The sequence below is a fragment of the Actinomadura coerulea genome, assembly GCF_014208105.1.
In the GTDB taxonomy this organism is placed as follows: domain Bacteria; phylum Actinomycetota; class Actinomycetes; order Streptosporangiales; family Streptosporangiaceae; genus Spirillospora; species Spirillospora coerulea.
Map to the genome: position 1 here is coordinate 2,476,189 of NZ_JACHMQ010000001.1, position 18,917 is coordinate 2,495,105.

The 18,917-nt window shown below is 73.0% G+C and carries 16 protein-coding genes; 10 read left to right on the forward strand and 6 right to left on the reverse strand.

Features of this window, described 5'->3' with window-relative positions; translation table 11 throughout:
• Positions 1 to 47 precede the first annotated feature (47 nt).
• Positions 48 to 1,079, forward strand: coding sequence for a 4-hydroxy-2-oxovalerate aldolase (gene dmpG / locus BKA00_RS11455; protein WP_185024878.1), 1,032 nt, complete (start codon positions 48 to 50; stop codon positions 1,077 to 1,079).
• Here the strand turns inward: dmpG and BKA00_RS11460 are convergent.
• On the reverse strand, positions 1,074 to 1,733 hold the full coding sequence (locus tag BKA00_RS11460) for an HAD family hydrolase (protein ID WP_185024879.1): 660 nt from the start codon (positions 1,731 to 1,733) through the stop codon (positions 1,074 to 1,076). The genes dmpG and BKA00_RS11460 overlap by 6 nt on opposite strands.
• 92 nt (positions 1,734 to 1,825) lie before the next feature.
• Here BKA00_RS11460 and BKA00_RS11465 point away from each other — a divergent pair, with 92 nt between their 5' ends.
• Positions 1,826 to 2,416 (forward strand): TetR/AcrR family transcriptional regulator, encoded by a 591-nt coding sequence (locus tag BKA00_RS11465; RefSeq protein WP_221493102.1) that lies wholly within the window; start codon positions 1,826 to 1,828, stop codon positions 2,414 to 2,416.
• A 7-nt stretch (positions 2,417 to 2,423) separates the two neighbouring features.
• Here BKA00_RS11465 and BKA00_RS11470 read toward each other — a convergent pair whose 3' ends face one another.
• Positions 2,424 to 3,275 carry a universal stress protein gene (locus BKA00_RS11470; protein WP_185024880.1) on the reverse strand — a complete coding sequence of 284 codons (852 nt, stop codon included), beginning with the start codon at positions 3,273 to 3,275 and terminating at the stop codon, positions 2,424 to 2,426.
• A gap of 106 nt (positions 3,276 to 3,381) precedes the next feature.
• On the opposite strand from BKA00_RS11470, the gene BKA00_RS11475 reads away from it, so the two are divergent.
• Together BKA00_RS11475 and BKA00_RS11480 are read left to right on the forward strand one after the other, a co-directional pair.
• Positions 3,382 to 3,936 (forward strand): Rv1733c family protein, encoded by a 555-nt coding sequence (locus tag BKA00_RS11475; RefSeq protein ID WP_185024881.1) that lies wholly within the window; start codon positions 3,382 to 3,384, stop codon positions 3,934 to 3,936.
• A gap of 111 nt (positions 3,937 to 4,047) precedes the next feature.
• Positions 4,048 to 4,791 carry an aquaporin gene (locus BKA00_RS11480; protein WP_185024882.1) on the forward strand — a complete coding sequence of 248 codons (744 nt, stop codon included), beginning with the start codon at positions 4,048 to 4,050 and terminating at the stop codon, positions 4,789 to 4,791.
• Positions 4,792 to 4,819: 28 nt separating this feature from the next.
• Here BKA00_RS11480 and argG read toward each other — a convergent pair whose 3' ends face one another.
• The gene (gene argG, locus BKA00_RS11485) at positions 4,820 to 6,268 is read right to left on the reverse strand and encodes an argininosuccinate synthase (protein WP_185024883.1); all 1,449 of its coding nucleotides are present in this window, start codon (positions 6,266 to 6,268) and stop codon (positions 4,820 to 4,822) included.
• Between the two features lie 1,343 nt (positions 6,269 to 7,611).
• On the opposite strand from argG, the gene BKA00_RS11490 reads away from it, so the two are divergent.
• Complete coding sequence (locus tag BKA00_RS11490; protein WP_185024884.1) at positions 7,612 to 8,070, forward strand: hypothetical protein; 459 nt, start codon at positions 7,612 to 7,614, stop codon at positions 8,068 to 8,070.
• A 42-nt stretch (positions 8,071 to 8,112) separates the two neighbouring features.
• On the opposite strand, the gene BKA00_RS11495 is transcribed toward BKA00_RS11490, so the two are convergent.
• Both BKA00_RS11495 and BKA00_RS38230 read right to left on the reverse strand, forming a co-directional pair.
• Positions 8,113 to 9,639 carry a class I adenylate-forming enzyme family protein gene (locus BKA00_RS11495; RefSeq protein ID WP_185024885.1) on the reverse strand — a complete coding sequence of 509 codons (1,527 nt, stop codon included), beginning with the start codon at positions 9,637 to 9,639 and terminating at the stop codon, positions 8,113 to 8,115.
• Positions 9,640 to 9,694: 55 nt separating this feature from the next.
• A complete protein-coding gene (locus BKA00_RS38230; RefSeq protein ID WP_221493103.1) occupies positions 9,695 to 11,479 on the reverse strand; it encodes an SAM-dependent methyltransferase in 1,785 nt (594 codons plus the stop codon).
• Positions 11,480 to 11,552: 73 nt separating this feature from the next.
• Between BKA00_RS38230 and BKA00_RS11510 the strand changes: the two genes are divergently transcribed.
• The 4 genes from BKA00_RS11510 (at position 11,553) to BKA00_RS11525 (ending at position 17,071) form a co-directional block, all read left to right on the forward strand.
• The gene (locus tag BKA00_RS11510; protein ID WP_185024886.1) at positions 11,553 to 12,452 is read left to right on the forward strand and encodes a LysR family transcriptional regulator; all 900 of its coding nucleotides are present in this window, start codon (positions 11,553 to 11,555) and stop codon (positions 12,450 to 12,452) included.
• A gap of 129 nt (positions 12,453 to 12,581) precedes the next feature.
• Positions 12,582 to 13,403 carry an SAM-dependent methyltransferase gene (locus tag BKA00_RS11515; RefSeq protein ID WP_185024887.1) on the forward strand — a complete coding sequence of 274 codons (822 nt, stop codon included), beginning with the start codon at positions 12,582 to 12,584 and terminating at the stop codon, positions 13,401 to 13,403.
• Between the two features lie 421 nt (positions 13,404 to 13,824).
• On the forward strand, positions 13,825 to 15,699 hold the full coding sequence (locus BKA00_RS11520) for an FAD/NAD(P)-binding protein (RefSeq protein WP_185024888.1): 1,875 nt from the start codon (positions 13,825 to 13,827) through the stop codon (positions 15,697 to 15,699).
• Positions 15,700 to 15,763: 64 nt separating this feature from the next.
• Positions 15,764 to 17,071: a putative PEP-binding protein gene (locus BKA00_RS11525; RefSeq protein WP_185024889.1), complete on the forward strand. Its 1,308-nt coding sequence runs from the start codon at positions 15,764 to 15,766 to the stop codon at positions 17,069 to 17,071.
• Here BKA00_RS11525 and BKA00_RS11530 read toward each other — a convergent pair.
• The gene (locus tag BKA00_RS11530) at positions 17,068 to 17,415 is read right to left on the reverse strand and encodes a VOC family protein (RefSeq protein ID WP_185024890.1); all 348 of its coding nucleotides are present in this window, start codon (positions 17,413 to 17,415) and stop codon (positions 17,068 to 17,070) included. The two genes, BKA00_RS11525 and BKA00_RS11530, sit on opposite strands and share 4 nt — an antisense overlap.
• Positions 17,416 to 17,586: 171 nt before the next feature.
• Between BKA00_RS11530 and BKA00_RS11535 the strand changes: the two genes are divergently transcribed.
• A complete protein-coding gene (locus BKA00_RS11535) occupies positions 17,587 to 18,819 on the forward strand; it encodes an acetyl-CoA hydrolase/transferase family protein (RefSeq protein WP_185024891.1) in 1,233 nt (410 codons plus the stop codon).
• Positions 18,820 to 18,917 lie beyond the last annotated feature (98 nt).

Consider the following 18,917-nt stretch of genomic DNA (forward strand, 5'->3'; position numbering starts at 1 on the left):
AAGCGAACCGGGGGGTGCGGGGGGCCGCCCCCCGACAGGGAACAGGTATGAGCGACGTCAACGAGAAGATCCGGATCACCGACTCCACGCTGCGGGACGGCAGCCACGCGATGGCGCACCGCTTCACCGAGGAGCAGGTCCGCGGCGTCGTGCACGCCCTGGACTCCGCCGGGGTCGAGGTCATCGAGGTCACCCACGGCGACGGCCTCGGCGGGTCGTCCTTCAACTACGGCTTCTCGCTGGAGGACGACGTCAAGCTCGTCGCCGCCGCCGTGGACGAGGCGACCCGGGCCAAGATCGCCGTCCTGCTGCTGCCGGGCCTCGGCACGGTCCACGACCTGAAGATGGCGCACGACGCGGGCGCGTCCGTCGCCCGGGTCGCCACGCACTGCACCGAGGCGGACGTGTCGCTCCAGCACTTCGCCGCCGCCCGCGACCTCGGCATGGAGACCGTCGGGTTCCTCATGCTGTCGCACCGGGTGGGCCCGGACGAGCTGGCGCGGCAGGCCCGGATCATGGTGGACGGCGGCGCGCAGTGCGTCTACGTCGTCGACTCCGCCGGCGCCCTCGTCCTCGGCGAGGCGCAGGAGCGGATCAGCGCGCTGGTCAAGGAGATCGGCCACGAGGCGCAGGTCGGTTTCCACGGCCACCAGAACCTCTCCCTCGGAGTCGCCAACTCCGTCCTGGCGCAGCAGAACGGCGCCCGGCAGATCGACGGCGCGCTGTGCGCGCTCGGCGCGGGGGCGGGCAACTCCCCCACCGAGGTGCTGGTCGCGACGTTCGAGCGGCTCGGCGTCCCGACGGGCGTGGACGTCCAGGGCGCGCTGGCGGCGGCCGACGACGTGGTGAAGCCGTTCCTTCACCGGCTGCCGTTCGCCGACCGCGGCGCGATCACGCAGGGGTACGCGGGCGTGTACTCCAGCTTCCTGCTGCACGCCGAGCGGGCCGCCGAGCGCTACGGCGTCCCGGCGCACGAGATCCTGCAGAAGGTCGGCGAGGCCGGCTACGTGGGCGGCCAGGAGGACATGATCATCGACGTGGCGCTCCAACTCGCCGCCGAGCGCGACCGCGCCTCATAGCGCGAGCGGGCCGCGGTCCAGGTCGTCCAGGAGGGCGCGGAGGTCGTCGTAGACGGCCGCCGCGCCCGCGTCCTCCAGCTCGGCGCGGCTCCAGCCGCCGGTGAGCACGCACACGCACGGCATGCCCGCGCGCCGGGCGGCCTCGACGTCCCAGCGGGTGTCGCCGACGAACACGGCCCGGGCCGCGGGCACCGCGGCGCGTTCCAGGGCGAGTTCGACGAGGTCCGGTGCCGGCTTGGTCGCGTCCACCTCCGAGCCGGAGGTGGCCTCGTCGATGGCGTCGTCGGCGTCCAGCGCCGCGCGCAGCGCCTTGAGCTCGGGCTCGGCGGCGGAGCTGGCGAGCACGACGCGGTTCTCTCGCCCGGAGCACGCCCGCAGCAGGTCGGCGGCGCCGTCGAAGGCCTGGAGGCGCGACCAGTACTGGGCGTACAGGGCCGTGTGCGCGGTGCGGATCCCGTCGTCGGCGTCCCGGTCCCGGTCGCCGGGCAGCAGGTGGTCGAGCAGCTTGTCCGAGCCCATGCCGACCGCCCGGTGCACGTCCGCCATGGGGACGGTGTGCCCGTGCTGGAGGAACGCCTGCCACCAGGTGGCCGCGTGCAGGTAGTTGGTGTCGACCAATGTGCCGTCGACGTCGAAGAGGACCGCATCGATCATGCGGCGGCCCTACCCCGTCCGCGCCGCGGGAACCGGGGCCCGCGATGATCGCGATCGGTTGCACGGTGCAAGCGTTGGGATAGCGTGGCGTGATGACCCACGAGGAGCCCCGCGCGTCGACCCCCCGCGGCCGGGCACGCCGGGAGCAGCTCGTGGCGATCGGTCTCGACCTGCTCGCCGAGGGCGGGTGGGCCGCGCTCACGGCCCGGGCCGTCGCGGACCGGGCCCGGATCCGGCCGGGGCTGCTGCACCACTACTTCAACGGGCTGCCGGGGCTGCACGTGGCCGTCGCGCAGCGGGCCAGCGAGACGATCGTCGACCCGGTGGTGGACGCGCTGGTCGCCGCGCCGGACACGGCGGCCGCGCTGCGGGCGCTGCGCGAGCGCGTCCTGGACATGCTCGCCGGGGAGCGCAACCTCAGGCTCGCCGCCGAACTCCTGGTCCGGGCGCTGCGCGACCCGCGGATGGGCGCCGAGCGGCGGGACTGGTCGCGGGACGTGCGGGCCCGCGTCGCCGCGCGGCTGGAGCACCTGCGCCCCGGGTGGCCCGCCGAGCGCCGGGAGGGGACCGCCATGCTCTTCACCGCGGTGCTGGACGGCCTGATGCTCCAGCTGATCCTCGACCCCGACCTTCCGGCCGACCCCGCCCTGCACGCGACCGAGGCCTGGGCCGGGGAGCCCTGACCGGCGCTCAGTCCGGACGCGCGGGGACGATCGCGACGGCGCGGCGGGCATGCCGGAGCACCGCCGTGCTGGTCGAGCCCAGCGCCGCGATCCCGCCGCCCCGGTCGCCCAGCACCAGCAGCCCGGCGTCGTCCGCGGCGTCGAACAACGCCTCCAAGGGGCGCTCCAGCAGCAGCGAGACCCGGATGTCGAGCGTCGGGTACCGCTCGCGCCACGGCGCCACGGCCGCCTCCAGCTCGGCGGCGCGCGTCTTCTCCAGCAGCTCCCTGTCGTGGAACAGCGCCAGCTCGTCGGCGTCGACCGCGGCGGGCTCCCAGCACGCGTACACCACGCGCAGCTCCCACCGGCGCAGCGCCGCCTCGGCGGCGGCGAAGCCCAGCGCCGGGTCGCACCAGGTCGACCCGTCGGCGCCCGCCACGACCCGGCGGGGGCCCATGCCGTCCTTCACGACGACCACCGGGCGGTCGGCGCCCGCGGCGAGTTCCAGCACCCCCGCGCCCTCGGCCAGCCGCTCGGGGGCCCCGACCACCATCAGCTCCGCCCCGCCGGACTCGCGCAGCAGCGCGTCGCGGGCCGGACCGCGGACCAGGCGGCCGCGCACCGCGCCGGTCGCCCCCAGTTCGCGGGCGCGCCGCCTGCCGCGCTCCAGCAGGTTCCATCCCGCCCGCCTCATGACCGTCTCGCCGCGCGGGTCTTCGTGCCCTTCGGGGTAGGGCCAGTGCCAGCAGTGGCACATCACCAGGTCGAGGCCGCGCAGCCGGGCCTCCTCGATCGCCCAGCGCAGCGCCGTGTCGTTCTCCGCCGTCCCGTCGTAGCCGAACAGGACGTGCGCCTGCTCGCCGCTCTCCGCTCCCGTCATGTGCTGCCCTCCTCCTGCCAGTTTGCGCGCTTTGCCGGCGCACCAGAAGAGGCGCGTGCCCGACCGCTTCCCGGAGCGATTACTGTCACGGACGAAGGAGGAGGCAATGAGAAGGCTAGGACGGGTCCGCCGCCGTTTCGGCTTCGACCGCAACGACCTGCGACGCGCCGTCGACCGCCGCCAGTGGGCTGTCGGCGTCGCCGCCGCCGTGCTGTTCACGGTGCTCGCCCCGCCCGCGTCCGCGCTCCTGGCCGTCGACGCCTACCGCAGCGGCGTCCGGGCCGAGCACCGCAACGTCCACCGCGTCACGGCGCAGGTCGTCCACACCGACTCGCAGGGCGGCGCCGGCGTGCGGCACACCTACGCCGAGCTGGCCTGGACGTCCCGCGACGGCCGGACGCGGACCACCGTCGTCCCGGCCGACAAGTCCGTCAGGCCGGGCATGGAGCAGCGCATCTGGGTGGACACGGCGGGCAACCCGATCCAGCACCCCCAGACCCGGGCCGCCACCCTGGCCACCACCGCCGTGGCCGCGGCGACCGCCGCCGTCGCCGTGGGGATCCCCCTGCTGACCGGCTACCTCCTGGTCCGCCGCCGCTGCGACCGCCGCCGCGCCGCCCACTGGGACGAGAGCTGGACGAGCCTGGCCCAGCACGCCTGATCGGCTCCCCAAGCCGCCCCCATTTCCGGGTAACGGCGACCACGCCGAGACGATCTTCCCGGGCCCCGGGGGTAGGCCGAGGGCATCAGGTCCTCGGGGGAAGGGGCGCGTGTGTTCAGGAGGATCGCGGCGGAGCTCGTGGGCACGCTGCTCCTGGTCTACTTCGCGGTGGGCGTGGCGACCCTGTCGTTCGGGTTCGGCGTCGCCGGGCGCAGCCTGTCGGCGGGCGTCGTCGCGACGGCGCTGGCCTTCGGCCTCGTGCTCCTCGTCCTGGTCTACGCGATCGGGCCGATCTCGGGCTGCCACGTCAACCCGGCCGTCACGCTCGGCGTGCTGCTCGCCCGCCGGATCCCGCCGCTCGACGCCGTCGGCTACTGGATCGCCCAGTTCGCCGGCGGCATCCTGGGCGCGCTCCTGCTGTGGGCGACCTTCTCCGGTTCGCCGCTGTACGCCCGCTCCGTGACCGGGCTCGGCGCCGACGGGTGGGGCGCCGCCAGCCTCATCCGCATCGACATGGGCGGCGCGTTCCTCACGGAGGTCGTGCTGACCGCGCTGTTCGTGTTCATCGTGCTGTCCATGACGAGCACGGCGGCCATCCCGTCGGTCGCCGGGGTCGGCATCGGCCTCGCCCTCACGACCGTGCACCTGATCGGCATCCCGATCACGGGGACGTCGGTCAACCCGGCCCGCAGCCTCGGTCCCGCCGTCGTCCTGGGCGGGACCGCCCTCTCGCAGGTGTGGCTGTTCATCGTCGCGCCCCTGGTGGGGGCCGTGGTCGCCGCGGCGCTGCACGGCTTCGTCGGGCCGCCGGAGAAGGAGACCCCGCTCCCGCCCGTGGAGGAGGAGGCCCCCTAGCTCTCGGGGGCCTCCCGGCAGGCGCGCCTCAGTCGGTGCCGAACTCCATGGCGGCGCGGTCGAGGACCTCGGCGTCCCGGGAGTCCTTGCCGCGGGAGGCGATCGCCTCGGCGCCGCCCGCCGGCATCGCGCCGATCAGCCCGGTCGAGGCCGCCTGCGCGGCGCCGATCAGGGCCGGGTGCGAGCTGCCGACCATGCCGAGCCCGGCGTACTGCTCCAGCTTGGCGCGCGAGTCGGCGATGTCGAGGTTGCGCATGGTCAGCTGGCCGATCCGGTCCACGGGGCCGAAGGCGGAGTCCTCGGTGCGCTCCATGGACAGCTTGTCGGGGTGGTAGCTGAAGGCGGGACCGGAGGTGTCGAGGACGGAGTAGTCCTCGCCGCGCCGCAGCCGCAGGGTCACCTCGCCGGTGACGGCCGTGCCGACCCAGCGCTGCAGCGACTCGCGCAGCATCAGCGCCTGCGGGTCCAGCCAGCGCCCCTCGTACATGAGCCGGCCGAGCCGCCGGCCCTCGCTGTGGTAGGTGGCGAGGGTGTCCTCGTTGTGGATCGCGTTGACGAGCCGCTCGTAGGCCGCGTGCAGCAGCGCCATGCCGGGCGCCTCGTAGATGCCGCGGCTCTTGGCCTCGATGACGCGGTTCTCGATCTGGTCGGACATCCCGAGGCCGTGCCGCCCGCCGATGGCGTTGGCCTCCAGCACCAGGTCGACGGCGGACCCGAACTCCTTCCCGTTGATCGTCACCGGGCGGCCCTGCTCGAAGCCGATCGTGACGTCCTCGGCGGGGATCTCCACGGCGGGGTCCCAGAACCGCACGCCCATGATCGGCTCGACGGTCTCGATGCCGGCGTCGAGGTGCTCCAGCGCCTTGGCCTCGTGGGTCGCGCCCCAGATGTTGGCGTCGGTGGAGTAGGCCTTCTCCGTGCTGTCCCGGTACGGCAGGCCGCGGGCCAGCAGCCACTGCGACATCTCCGTGCGGCCGCCGAGCTCGGTGACGAAGTCGGCGTCGAGCCAGGGCTTGTAGACCAGCAGGGACGGGTTGGCCAGCAGCCCGTAGCGGTAGAACCGCTCGATGTCGTTGCCCTTGAACGTCGAGCCGTCGCCCCAGATCTGGACGTCGTCCTCCAGCATGGCGCGGACCAGGAGCGTTCCCGTCACGGCCCGTCCGAGCGGGGTGGTGTTGAAGTAGCTGCGGCCGCCGGACCGGATGTGGAACGCGCCACACGCCAGGGCGGCGAGCCCCTCCTCCACGAGGGCGGCGCGGCAGTCGACCAGGCGCGCGACCTCCGCCCCGTACTTGGCGGCGCGGCCGGGCACGGAGGCGATGTCGGGCTCGTCGTACTGCCCGATGTCGGCGGTGTAGGCGCAGGGCACCGCGCCCTTGTCGCGCATCCACGCGACCGCCACCGAAGTGTCGAGGCCACCGGAGAAGGCGATCCCGACGCGCTCACCGACGGGCAGGGAGGTCAGCACTTTGGACATGAGCACAAGTATGCACGCTCTTGCATGAACATGCAACGCGGCCCTCGCGCCCACCCCAGGGCGCCTCGGCGAGCGGCGGGGACCCCGGTCGACCGCGGCCCGGACGGCGAAAGAGGCGCCGCACCTCCAAGCACCGAACTCCTCGCACCGAGCCTCGACTGAAAGGGCTTGACCAGCGGTCATCATGTTTCCCGCCCGGCGAATCGCCCCCCACCTCCGCAGGCCGGCCGCATCAGCATGCCCCAAAGGCACCGTCCAATCCCCCACCTCTGAGTTCGCATCGGTTTCGCATGTGCAGATCAATCGGTTTTCACGGTTCCCCGTACCAGGGCAGCGGTCGTGGACGCAAGTACGCGAAGCCGCACGGCCTCAAGGCCCAATACGGGAAGCGTCATTCGCCGCCCATTCGTTCCCCCGGAAGCAGATCCTTGATGCCGGTTAATAATCATCGATCGTGACACCAACACTTGCCGCGCAAGTTTCACTCCGGAATGGGGAATGACCGTAATGCGCCATTCCGAAACCTGAGAATGGCCGCTTGTGGCCGTTCGCCTCACATTCCGCGCGACCTCGCGTTCCCTGGTTCATGGCGCTGCCGGAAGCCGGTCGCACGAGCGGAGGAGGCGTTCCATTGCGGATCCAGTCCGACCCCCGGCCCCACTCCCGTGATCGTCAACGCGCCGACGTCCGACGGGGAATTGTCCGGTTGCACCGGATTGCACGGAACGGAGGGAAACGAGATGGAGTCGGTTCGGCAAACAGGCGTTCACCGCCAAAGCAGTCGGAGGTACGCGGAACCCCTGCGTTGCGGGACGGCGGGGACAGGAAACCCGGGCACCCCGAAAGCGAAGTGTTTTCTAACGGCGCCGAGAGCTTTCCATCTGTCGGCCTCCCCGCTCTTCCAAAAGCCGACCCGGTCACGGGAGGATTGGGGAAGGTAACGAAGAGCAACCACACCAACGGAAGCTTGAACTGATCATGGACACGCCCGTCAACCCCGCTGACCAGGCGTTAGCCCGACTCCGCGAGGACTTCCAAGGCCACCGAATCTGGCGCGCCACGCGCTACGACGGGAGGCTCGGCGACTGGGTCGCCACCCTGCACGACCCAAAGGCCGGCATTGACCCGACCGTTATATGCAGCACCGCCGACGAGCTCCGCAAGGCCCTCACGAACGAGCTCAGTCGCGCGGCCTGCCGCCCGACGCCCGACCCGCGTAAGTGGGTGCGCCGGTAATGGGATGGATCGAACCGAAGAATCTGCACGCCGGAGCCTCGACTTCCTCCATTACAAGCCTTCTTGACCGACTTGCACAGGAAGTCGTCCGGGAGGGCTGGAAGGCCGTGCCGCACTACGGCGGGCCCCTGCCGCTCCTGCGCGTCTTCGACCCGGCCGTCCCGGGATTCGGGGAGAGCGTCACACTCGCCTCCGAATCGGCCACCGACGCCTGGTGGTACCGGTCGAGCACCGGCGAGGATCTGGCCCCGCACACCGACCCGGTGCGCGCGGCGGAGAGGATCACCCGGATCCTCACCCCCTACGTGGCGGCCGCGCTCGCCGCGCGGGCGCGGCGGCCGGTGAGGGACGGCACCGCGCTCCCGATCCCGCCGCCCGGCCCCGGCGCGCCCGACACGGACACGATCGCCTACCTCCATGCCCGATTCGGTGTCCTGTGCTGGTGGGGCACCCACACCAAGGAATGGTGGGCCCTCATCCCCTGCGCCGCGCAGTGGAGGCTCGTCAACGCGCCCGCCTCGGAGACCCTCGCCCAGGCCATCCTCGACGTCCACGCGCACAGCTAGATCCCGGCCGCGGGTGAGGCCCCTCCTCCCCCGCGGCCGGGCTCAGCGAGCCACGGAGTCGTCGCGCTCCTTGAGGAGGGCTTTGTGAATCTTGCCTACCGGCGTCAGGGGCACGTCCTGGGTGATGACGAACTGGCGGGGCACCTTGTAGTCGGCCAGGCGGTCGCGGCAGTAGGCGGTCAGTTCGTCGGCGGTGGGGGGCTCGGCGTCCGGGCGCGGGACGACGTAGAAGCGGCCGACCTCGCCGAGGACCGCGTCGGGGACGCCGATCCCGGCGGCCATCGCGACCTTCGGGTGGGCGGTCAGGACGTTCTCGATCTCCACCGGGTAGACGTTGAAGCCGCCCTGGATGTACATCTCCTTCTTGCGTCCGCGCAGGACGAGGTGCCCGTCGGGCTCCATGGCGACCATGTCCCCGGTGGCGAGCCAGCCGTCCGGCAGGAAGACCTCGGCGGTCTCTTCCGGCATGTTCCAGTAGCCGGCGGCGACGCAGGCGCCGCGGATCTGGAGCTCGCCGGTCTCGCCCGGTGGCAGCACGGTCCCGTCCGGGGCCGTCACGCGCGCCTCGAAGTCGCCGATGACCGCGCCGAGGGTCCGGGAGACGGTCTCGGGGTCGTCGTCCACCGGGGACAGCACGCAGGCGCCCGAGGATTCGGACAGGCCGTAGAGACCGTAGAGAGGCGCTCCGGGGAAGCCGCGGCGGACCGCGTCGGCGAGCGCCGGCTCCACGTTGGAGCCGCCCGCCATGCACAGCCGGACGGACGAGACGTCGTGCTCGGCGAAGTCGGGGCGGCCGAGCATCAGCACGTACATCGTGGGGACGGCGCCGAGGAAGGTCACCCGGTGGCGTTCGACGGCGCGCAGCGCGGCGTCCGGGGAGAAGGCGGGCAGCAGCGCGACCGAGCCGCCGCTGACCAGGGCGGCCATGATCGTGCAGGTGATGCCGCCGACGTGGTTGAACGGGAGATGGCCGAGCAGGACGTCGTCGCGGGTCATCCCGAAGTGGCCGGCCTGGGCGGAGGCCGAGGCCAGGATGCTCCGGTGGGTGATGACGGCGCCCTTGGGGCGCCCCGTGGTGCCGGACGTGTAGAGGATCATCAGCGGGTCGTCCGGGTCCACCGCGGCACGGGCCGCGGCCGGGGACGGCGGGGCCGGGGCCGAGGCCAGGGCGTCGAAGCCCGCGCCGAAGTACACGGCGGGGACTCCGGCCGACTCGAAGTACGCGGCGAAGTCGAAGCCGGGCACGGAGTCGACGCCGACGACCAGCCGGGCGCCGCTCTGTCCGAGCATGAAGGACAGCTCCCGCTCCCGGTAGCGGACGTTGAGCGGGACGACGACGGCGCCGATCCGGGCCGCGCCGAAGAACACCGCGAGCCACTGCGCGGTGTTGGGGCCGAGCAGGCCGATCCGGTCGCCCCGTTCCACGCCGCGGGCGAGCAGGCCCGCCGCGACACGGTCCGCCAGCTCGTCGAAACCGGAGAACGTGATGGTGTCGTCGCCGTCGTGGAGGAACGCCTCGTCCCGCGTCGCCGCGGCCTCGAGCGCCCCTCCGACCGTCACTGCCCGCATGTCGCCTTCCCTCGTTCCGGTGGCATTCGTCAGGGAGCGGTCGTGCACGCACACCTCAGAGCTTGCGGCCGACTCCGGCGTAGAACCAGATCGGCAGGGCCTCCTCCAGGGTGACCGGGCGTTCGGGCCGCCACAGCGGTGCCCACACCAGGCCGGGATCGACCAGTTCGAAGTCGCCGAACAGGCCCGTCACCTGGTCCAGGGTGCGCGGGGTGCCGGGCGCGTTCGTCCTCTTGTAGACCTCGACGACCTTCGCCACGATGTCGGGGACGCCGTCGGCGGAGGCGTGGGTGATCGCCATGTGGCTGCCGGGGGCGAGCGCCTCGCGCAGCTCGGCCATGACGCCGGGCGGGTCGTCCTCGTCCGGGATGAAGTGCAGGGTGGCGATCGTCAGCAGCGCGATCGGCTTCCCGAAGTCCAGCAGGCGGGTGATCTCGGGATGCTCCAGGATCTCGCGGGGGCGGCGGATGTCGGCCTGGACCATCCGGGTGCCGGGCGAGTCCGCGAGGATCGCCCGTCCGTGCGCGACGACCTGGCCGTCGTAGTCGGCGTAGGCGACGCGGGCGGCGGGGTTCACCGCCTGGGCGATCTGGTGGACGTTCTGCTGGGTGGGAAGCCCGGTGCCGATGTCGAGGAACTGGTCGATGCCCTGCTCGGCCATGTACCGGACGGCGCGCCCCATGAACGCCCGGTTCTCCTTGATCAGAGTGATCAGGGTGGGGTCGGCGGCCTTGGCCTCCTCGGCGCGGAGGCGGTCGGCCTCGTAATGGTCCTTGCCGCCGAGGTAGTAGTCGTACATGCGAGCGATGTTCGGCACGCTCGGGTCGAATCCGCCTGGCCCAAACCGCTCGTCTGCCACCGTGCCTCCCTGCCGGCCGCCCACGCTGATCATCTTCGCGTCCCACTCTACGGGCTGGGATCGCGCCGCCGGACCGGTCCACGAGAACGACCGATCACGATTCGGTCCGGCGGGCGGTCCCGCCCGGGGCGGCCCTGAGGGCGCGCTCCCGCCGGCGCGGCCCAGGGCCGCGCCGGCGGCCGCCGCGGAGACGCAGGCGATGGCGAGCCAGGCGCGCCAGGTCAGGTGCTCGTGCAGGAGGACGAGCCCGGCGAGCGCCCCGGCGGCCGGCTCCAGGCTGACCATCACGGCGACCGCGCGGGCGGGGAGCCGGCGCAGGGCCGCCATGTCCAGCGACCACGGGATGACGGCGGACAGCAGCGCGAGGCCGAGGCCCGCGAGCAGCACCCGCGGCCGCAGCGCCGCCCCGCCGGCCAGGGGCGCGAGGGGCAGGACGAGCAGCGCCGCTAACGCCACCGCCCAGGCCAGCGGAGCGCCGTCCCGCGTCCCGGCCCGCTGGTTGAGGACCAGGTAGGCGGCCATGCAGGCGCCGGAGGCCAGCGCGAGCAGGACCCCGGCCGCGGGCATCGGCGAGCCGGACGGGGCGGCCAGCAGGATCACGCCGGTGCCCGCGAGGGCGGCCCACAGCAGGTCGGCGGGACCGCGCGCCCCGACGAGGGCCAGCGTGAGCGGGCCGAGGAACTGCAGCGTGGAGGCGACGCCGACCGGCAGCAGCGCCATCGCCGGGTAGATCAGGTGCATCCCGGCGATCGCGGTCCCGAGGGCCGCGACCAGGCCCAGCGAGTCCCGGGCCGGCGGGCCGGGGCGGCGGGCGAGCAGCAGGACGAGGGCCGCGAACGTCAGCCGGAGCGCGACCACGCCGGCGGGCCCGGCCACCGCCAGCATCGCCTTGCCGCAGGCCTGGCCGGACTGGACCGACGTCACGCTGCCGAGGACCAGCAGCGGCGCGGGGACGCCGGGGCCGGTCGTTCTGATCGCCATGGGGACAGTCTGGGAAGCGGCGACCTTTCGGGTCTATCGAAAGATTCCGCACATCATCGTGTTGAATTGCCACATGATCGACCATCGCCTGGAGACGCTGCGGGTGCTGCGGGAGCGGGGCACGGTCACCGCGACCGCCGAGGCGCTGCACCTGACGCCCTCGACGGTGTCGCAGCAGCTCCGGCGGCTCGGGCACGACCTCGGCGTCGACCTCCTGGAGGCGCAGGGGCGGCGGGTGCGGCTCACCGCCGCGGCGCACACGGTGCTGCGGCACGCCGACGTCCTGGCCGCGCAGTGGGAGCGGGCCCGCGCCGACCTCGCCGGGCACCGCGCCGGGACGGCCGGGCAGGTGCGGTTCTGCGCCGTCTCCAGCGCCCTCGCCGCTCTGGTGGCGCCGGCCGCCGCGCGGCTGCGCGAGGACCATCCGGCGCTCGCCGTCCACATGAGCGAGAAGGAGAGCGAGGACGCCGCCCACCTGCTCCTCGCCCGGCGGTGCGACATCGCCGTGGTCATCCCCAGCGAGCAGACCCCGGCCCCGGACGACGCGCGGTTCGCGCAGTGGCCCGTGCTCGACGAGCCGCAGGACCTGCTGGTCCCGGCCGGGCACCCGCTCGCCTCGCGCGGGCCGGCCCGGCTCGCCGACGCCGCCGGCGAGCCGTGGATCGGCTCGCCGGACCGGTTCGACCAGCACCAGCTCATGCTCGCCGCCTGCGCCGCCGCCGGGTTCACGCCGCGCCTCGCCCACGAGGCCAACGAGTGGTTCGCCGTCTCGGCGCTCGTCGCCCGCGGTTTCGGCATCGGCCTGGTGCCCCGGCTGGCGCCGCTGCCGCCGGAGGACGACGTCGTCCGGGTGCCGCTGCGGGGCGCGGCGGCACCGTCCCGGCGCATCATCGCGATCGTCCGCCGGGGCAGCGAGACGCAGCCGCCGATCGCGCGGGGACTGGACGCCCTCCGCGCCGCCGCGCGGCGCTGACGATCGGCTCGCCCGGTGGCGGCGCCCGCCTCCGGTACGTCGGACGTACCAGAAAGTAGCGTGCCATACTGGGCGATTCCTCGCGGCGACCGCGCGTCACCGCTCGGACGTCGGCTGAATGGAGAAGCCATGCCCTTCCCCGCGGGGCACGAGCCGCAGGCTTTCGATCCGACGGCGCCCAACGAGAGCCGGATGCACGACTACTTCCTCGGCGGCAAGGACAACTACGCCGCGGACCGGCAGGCGGCGCTCCAGGCGATCGAACTGGCGCCGGAACTGCCGGTCCTGGCGCGCGAGGGGCGCAAGTTCCTGGACCGCGTCGTGCGTTTCCTCGCCGCCGCCGGGATACGCCAGTTCCTCGACATCGGGACCGGCCTGCCCACCCAGGGAAGCGTCCACCAGATCGCCCAGGCGGTGGCGCCCGACTGCCGGGTCGTCTACGTGGACAACGACCCGGTGGTCCGCGTCCACGCGCAGGCGCTGCTGGGAGGGGACCCCCGCACCACGGTCGTCGAGGCCGACATGCGGGACGCCGAGGGCATCGCGAGCCACCCCAACCTGCGCCGCCTGATCGACCTCGACCAGCCGACGGCGCTGCTGTTCTTCCACGTGCTCTACACCGTCCCCGACGACGAGGAAGCGGCGCGGACCGTCCGGCGGCTGAGCGACCTGATGGCGCCGGGCAGCCATGTCGCGATCTCGCATCCGGTCAGCGACCTGTGCCCGGAGGTCACCGCCAGGCTCGCCTTCCTCTACCAGCAGGAGACCCACGCGATCCGCGGCACGCCGCGCTCGAACATCCGCAGCAGGGCCGAGGTGGAGAAGCTCTTCTCCGGCTGGGACCTGATCGAGCCCGGCGTCGTCTACCTCCCCCTGTGGCGTCCCGAGCACGAGACGATCGAGTCGTCCAGGCCGATCTGGAGCGTCGGGGGCGTCGGGCGCAAGCCCTGATCCGTCACCCGGCCGGAGCGCCGTAGGCGCTCACCTGCACCTGGACCTCGACGAGGTCTGGCGCCCCCTCACCGTCTGAGACGCGGGCGGCGCGGCCGGGCTGAAAACCGATAGCGCCCTGAAGCCGGGACGGGCGCGGGCAGGGAGGGACCTGCCCACGTGAGACTGCTCCCGGACGCGCGGCACGCCGCCCACCCCTCGGGCAATTGCTAACAATTCATATAGCGAATTGCTTCCGAAGGCCATTCACGGGGCCGACTTCCCGGCTTGGACACCGGCGCATCGGCCCCGGCCCCGGACAGGCCGCCGCCGCACGAGAATGCGCCACCGCCCGGCCGCAGAACCATTGAGTGTGGTTGGCAATGCGCTACGCTCAACAGTGATTGCTTTGTAGCCGTTCGGTGCGGGCAGGGGTCGTCACGTGGGCTTTCCAGAGACCCGACGGGTCGTCATCGTCGGAGCGGGCTTAGCCGGAACCGCCACCGCCATACGGCTCATGCAGTTCGCCCGGGAACCTTTACAAGTAGTGCTCATAGAGCGGCGACCCGAATATCGCAGTGCGGGCGTCGCCTATCATCCTTCGGGCAACCACTGGCACCACGTCTTCAATATTCAGGCGGGCCGCATGTCGATGTTCCGCGAGGACGTCGACGATTTCGTGGACTGGGCCAACACCGAGGCCGACCGGACCGGCTGGCCTCCCGGGTGGAGCGGCTTCACCTTCACCGAGTCCGGGCCGGCGCCCCGCAGGCTCTACGCCGACTACCTCCGGGCCCGCCTGGCCGAAGCCGCGCAGGAGGCGCCCGACGGCGTGGAGCTGCTCGGAGTCGACGGCGAGGCGGTCGACATGACGGCCCGCACCGCGGGCGGAACCGGCCGCGTGCGCGTCGTCGTCGAGGAGCGCTCATCGAAGCGGCCCGGCGCCGCGCCTGGCCCCATGACGATCGACGCCGACCACGCCGTCCTCGCCACGGGGCTGGAGGAACGGAAACTCCCGTTCGCGGCCGGTGTGGAGGACCACCCCTGCTTCGTACGGCACCCCTACTCCGAGCAGGGGATCGAGCGGATCCTCGGCGTGCGGCGCGACGCCGAGGTCGCCGTCATCGGCACGCTGCTCAGCGCGTACGACTCGGCGTCGCTCCTGCTGCGGCACGGCCACACCGGCAAGATCCACATGATCTCGCGCTCCGGGCTGACGCCGCGCACCTATCCCTCCGGCCACCGCCACCACGTCCTCGACCTGCCGGCTCCGCGGCTGCACACCGACGGCTACGAGGGGTGCGACGAGCTCGTCCGGCGCTTCAGGGACGAGTGGGAACGCGCCTGCGCCCACCTCGCCCGCCGGCATCCCGGCGTGGCGCCCGCGGTCGTGAGCGAGCGCATCGCCAAGTCCTGGGAGCCCCGCCTGCCCGAGGTCCTGGCCCGGATCCCCTCGGCCGATCTCCGCGCGCTCCTCGACCGGTACGGGAGCCTGCTGGCCACGCTGCGCGTGAGCGCCGTCCCCTACATCACCGAGTTCGTCGACGCCGCGATGGCGGAGGGCGGGCCCGTCGCCCTCACCACCGGCACCGTCGGCGGGATCACCGCCACCGAGGCCGGCACCCTGCGGGTGGCGGTGTCCGGGCCCGTGCCGGCGCGGACCATCGAGGCCGACCTGGTGATCTCCAACTTCGGACGGGAGACCGACTACGGGCGAGTCGGTTCGGCGCTCTGGAGGAACCTGCTGCGCAGGGGGACCGCAGTACCGCACCGGCGGACCGGGCGCGGCGTCGAGGTGGACGGCCACGGCTTCCTGCTCGGAGCGGCCGGCGTGCGCACCGCTCCGGTCACCGTGGTCGGCTGCCCCCGGGAGGGCGACGAGATCACCCGGTACGGGCGGATGGGCGCGTTCACGTTCAACCTCGCCGCTATCAAGAACCACTCGGTCGGCGTCGCCGCGGCCGTGCTGCGCGACCTCGAATCCTGCTACGACGAGCCGGCCGAGACCGTGTCCAAGGCCGTGGCCCACGGCGCGGACGACGAGGTGCGCGCGGCGTTCGCCCGCGCGGTCCGCCTCGACGTGCACCGGATGGCCGCCCGGCGCCGCCGGGAACGCCGGGCCCGCGCGGCGAGCCTCGCGAGCGGACTGCGCGCCCTGCGCGGCGCCATGACCGCCGGCGGCGAGGCCCCCGTGCCGGACGGGGCGCTGCGCTTCGTCGTGAACGCCGCCGCCACGGCGAGGCTCAACGACCTGTCCGTAACGCCGCGGGAGCTCCGTGCGCTGCTCGAACTCGACGGATCACCGGAGCCGGCATAGTCCGAAAAGCCATATCGGCATTCGGAAAGGTGCGTTTTCTCATCCGCGGTTGCACTCTCTATTCATGCTCTGCCCGGGACGGGCCGGACCGCGGATCGCCTTGGCGCGGCCGGGCCCGCGTCGCCAACCGGGACCGGCGAGAGAGAGGACATCCGTGAGCCCTCGCGAAGTACCAGGGGTCGTGCTCGTCGATTCGCACAAGCGATCCGTCCAGGGGACCTGCAACCGCAGCAGGAAACCGGTCGAGGGCGCCATTCTCGTCGTCGATGCACTCGGCCCCGAACTCTACGACGCCATCGTCTCCTGCGCCGCCGTGATCTGCGCGAAAGGCGGCCGGACCGGCCACATGCAATCCCTTTGCCGCTCGCGCGGAATACCCGTGCTGCGCGTCGCCCCGTCCGAACTGGACTCGCTCGCCGGGCAGGCCACGGTCCTGCTCGACCGCGCGTCGGTCGTCCTCGGCGAGGCCGCACCGGCGGCGCCCGCCCGCCGGCGGCGGGCCGCCGCCTTCGGCGACATCGAGTCGATCTGCGTCGTCGTCGCCGGCACCGCCGACATCCGGGCGACCAACGCCCTCGCACCCCGCGTCGAGCACGCCGACTCGTTCTTCATCCGCGAGGAGTTCGTCTGCTTCTCCGCCGGGCTGAGCCCGATCGACTCGCTCCGGGAGGGCGTCGCTGAAGCCGAGCGCTACGGCGCCGCGGTGGCGTCGCGGCTGTGCCCGATGGTGCGCGAGCTCCTTCCCGGCCAGCGCCTGATCATGAGACTGCTCGACCTGCGCTCCGACGACGCCGCCAAGATCACCTCAGGCGCCCACGTCGACGACGAGCCGAACCCCGAGCTCGGCCGGCACGGCGCCCGGTGGCTGCTGCGGGAGCGCGGCTACCCGCACGCCTTCCGGGCGCTGCGCGTCCACCTGCGGGACCGGCTCGGCGCGGACGCGGACCGGGTGCGCTTCGCCGTTCCGTTCATCAACGACCGCGACGAGTACGTGCGGCTGCGGCGGCACCTCGGACTCGGGGACGAGACGCCGCTCGCCGTCTTCGTCGAGACGCCGGCCGCGGTGCATTCGGCGGCCGACTTCTGCGCCTCCGGGGCGGGCGAGCTGTTCGTCGGCACCAAGGACCTGATCCAGTTCTACCTCGCCGCCGACCGCGGCAACCACCTGGTCTCGGCCGCCTACCAGACACGGCATCCGGCGGTCCTGGCCGCGCTGCGCCAGGCCGTCGAGTCCGGACGCGGCGCCGGCGCGCCGGTCCACGTGTTCGCGCTGGGCGCCGACCTGGACCACTACGCGCGGCACCTTCCGGTGCGCAGGCTCATGATGTGCGCCGCCGAGCTGCGGCACCTCGCCGGGAGGCGGGCGGCCTAGCGGGCCGGGCCGGCGCCGCCGAAGGCGATCTCGTTGCCCTCCGGGTCGCGGAAGACCACCTTGGTCACGCCGTTGCCGTACTCCTCGCGTCCCGCCGGCGGGATGCCCCGCCGCGCGACCCCCGCGACCCGGTCGGCGAGATCGTCGACGAACGCGAGGACCAGAGCGCGGCCCGCCCGCTCCGGGTCCTGCACGATGTAGACGTAGCGGTGCTCGGCCACCTCCCACACGGCCTCGATGTCGTTGGGCAGGAACGACGGCTTCGCGCCGAAGAACCGCTCGTACCACGGCAGCGCCTCCCCGTAGTCGGTGACGGGGATGCCGGCGAAGAGATCGAGTGACATGTCGCTCCTCGTGCGTCAGGATGCGTCACAGATGATGACCCCGGCGGGGCCGCGAACTCATCGCCCCCCGGCGCTCCGCCCTCGGCGTCGGCTCCGTTGCGGCCAGTCGGGCAGACTGGCCACGCGGACCACCGCGACCTGGTCACCCACGTCTTTCGGAAAGGGCTCTCGATGCGCGTTGTCTCCCAGGAGGATCTGGCACGGGTGCTGGCCGGACTGCCGGGGCGGCCCCGGATCGTGGCCGGCGGCAACTTCGCCGCGCCCCGCCGGGCCCTGCAGATCCTGGACGCGGCGGTCGGCGAGTACCGCCTGTTCATGCTCAACGCCCAGACGGAGCTGCCGGAGCGCGAGGGGGTCGACCTGGAGACGCCCTTCGTCGGCGCCGGGATGCGCGGCCGCGCGAACCTGCGCTACTTCCCGTCGCGGCTGTCACTGGTGCCGAACCTGCTGAAGGACTCGCTGCCGCCGGACGTGGTGATCGTGCAGACCTCCACGCCGGTCGCCGGGACCGTCTCCCTCGGCATCGAGGTCAACATCCTGCCCGCTGCCATCGAGGCGGTCCGCGCGCGCGGCGGCCTGGTCGTCGCCCAGATCAACCCCCGCATGCCCTACACGTTCGGCGACGCCGTCCTCGCGACCGACGAGATCGACCTGGCGATCGAGGACGACGAGGCGCTCGCCACCCCGGTCCCCCGGCCGCCCGGCGAGGTCGCCCACGAGATCGGCGAGCGGGTGGCCCGGCTCGTCCCGCAGGACGCCACCCTCCAGCTCGGCATCGGCGCCATACCGGACGCCGTGCTCTCCTCGCTCCTCGACCGGCGGGGGCTGCGCGTGTGGTCGGAGATGTTCAGCGACGGGGTGCTGGCGCTGGAGAAGGCGGGCGCGCTCGACGCCGACACCCCGATCACCGCGTCCTTCGCCTTCGGAAGCCCTGAGCTGTACGCCTGGGCCGACCGCAACGAGCGGATCCGGATGCTGCGCACCGAGAAGACCAACGACCCGAGCCTCATCGCCCGCCGGCCCCGGATGGTCTCGGTGAACTCGGCGCTCCAGGTCGACCTGTTCGCCCAGGCCAACGCCAGCCGCGTCCGCGGGGTCATCTACTCCGGCTTCGGCGGGCAGACCGACTTCGTCGTCGGCGCGCTGCACTCCCCCGGCGGGCACGCCGTCATCGCCCTGCCGTCGTGGCATCCGCGCGCGGACGTCTCGACCGTCATCCCGCGCCTCGCCGGCCCGGTCACCTCGTTCCAGCACAGCTACATCGTCAGCGAGCGGGGCGCCGCCACCGTGTGGGGGAACGACGCCGCCTCCCAGGCCCAGCAGATCATCGACAACGTCGCCCACCCCTCCGCCCGCGACGAGCTGCGCGAGCAGGGCCGCGAGCTCGGCTTCCCGCTCCGCTGACGGCCCCGGCCCCCGCGGCCCACCGCACCGCCGCGCCGCCGGGCCGTCCCGAACGCGCCGACGGCTATTGGCAGAGCGCCAATAAGGGTCTAGTGTTC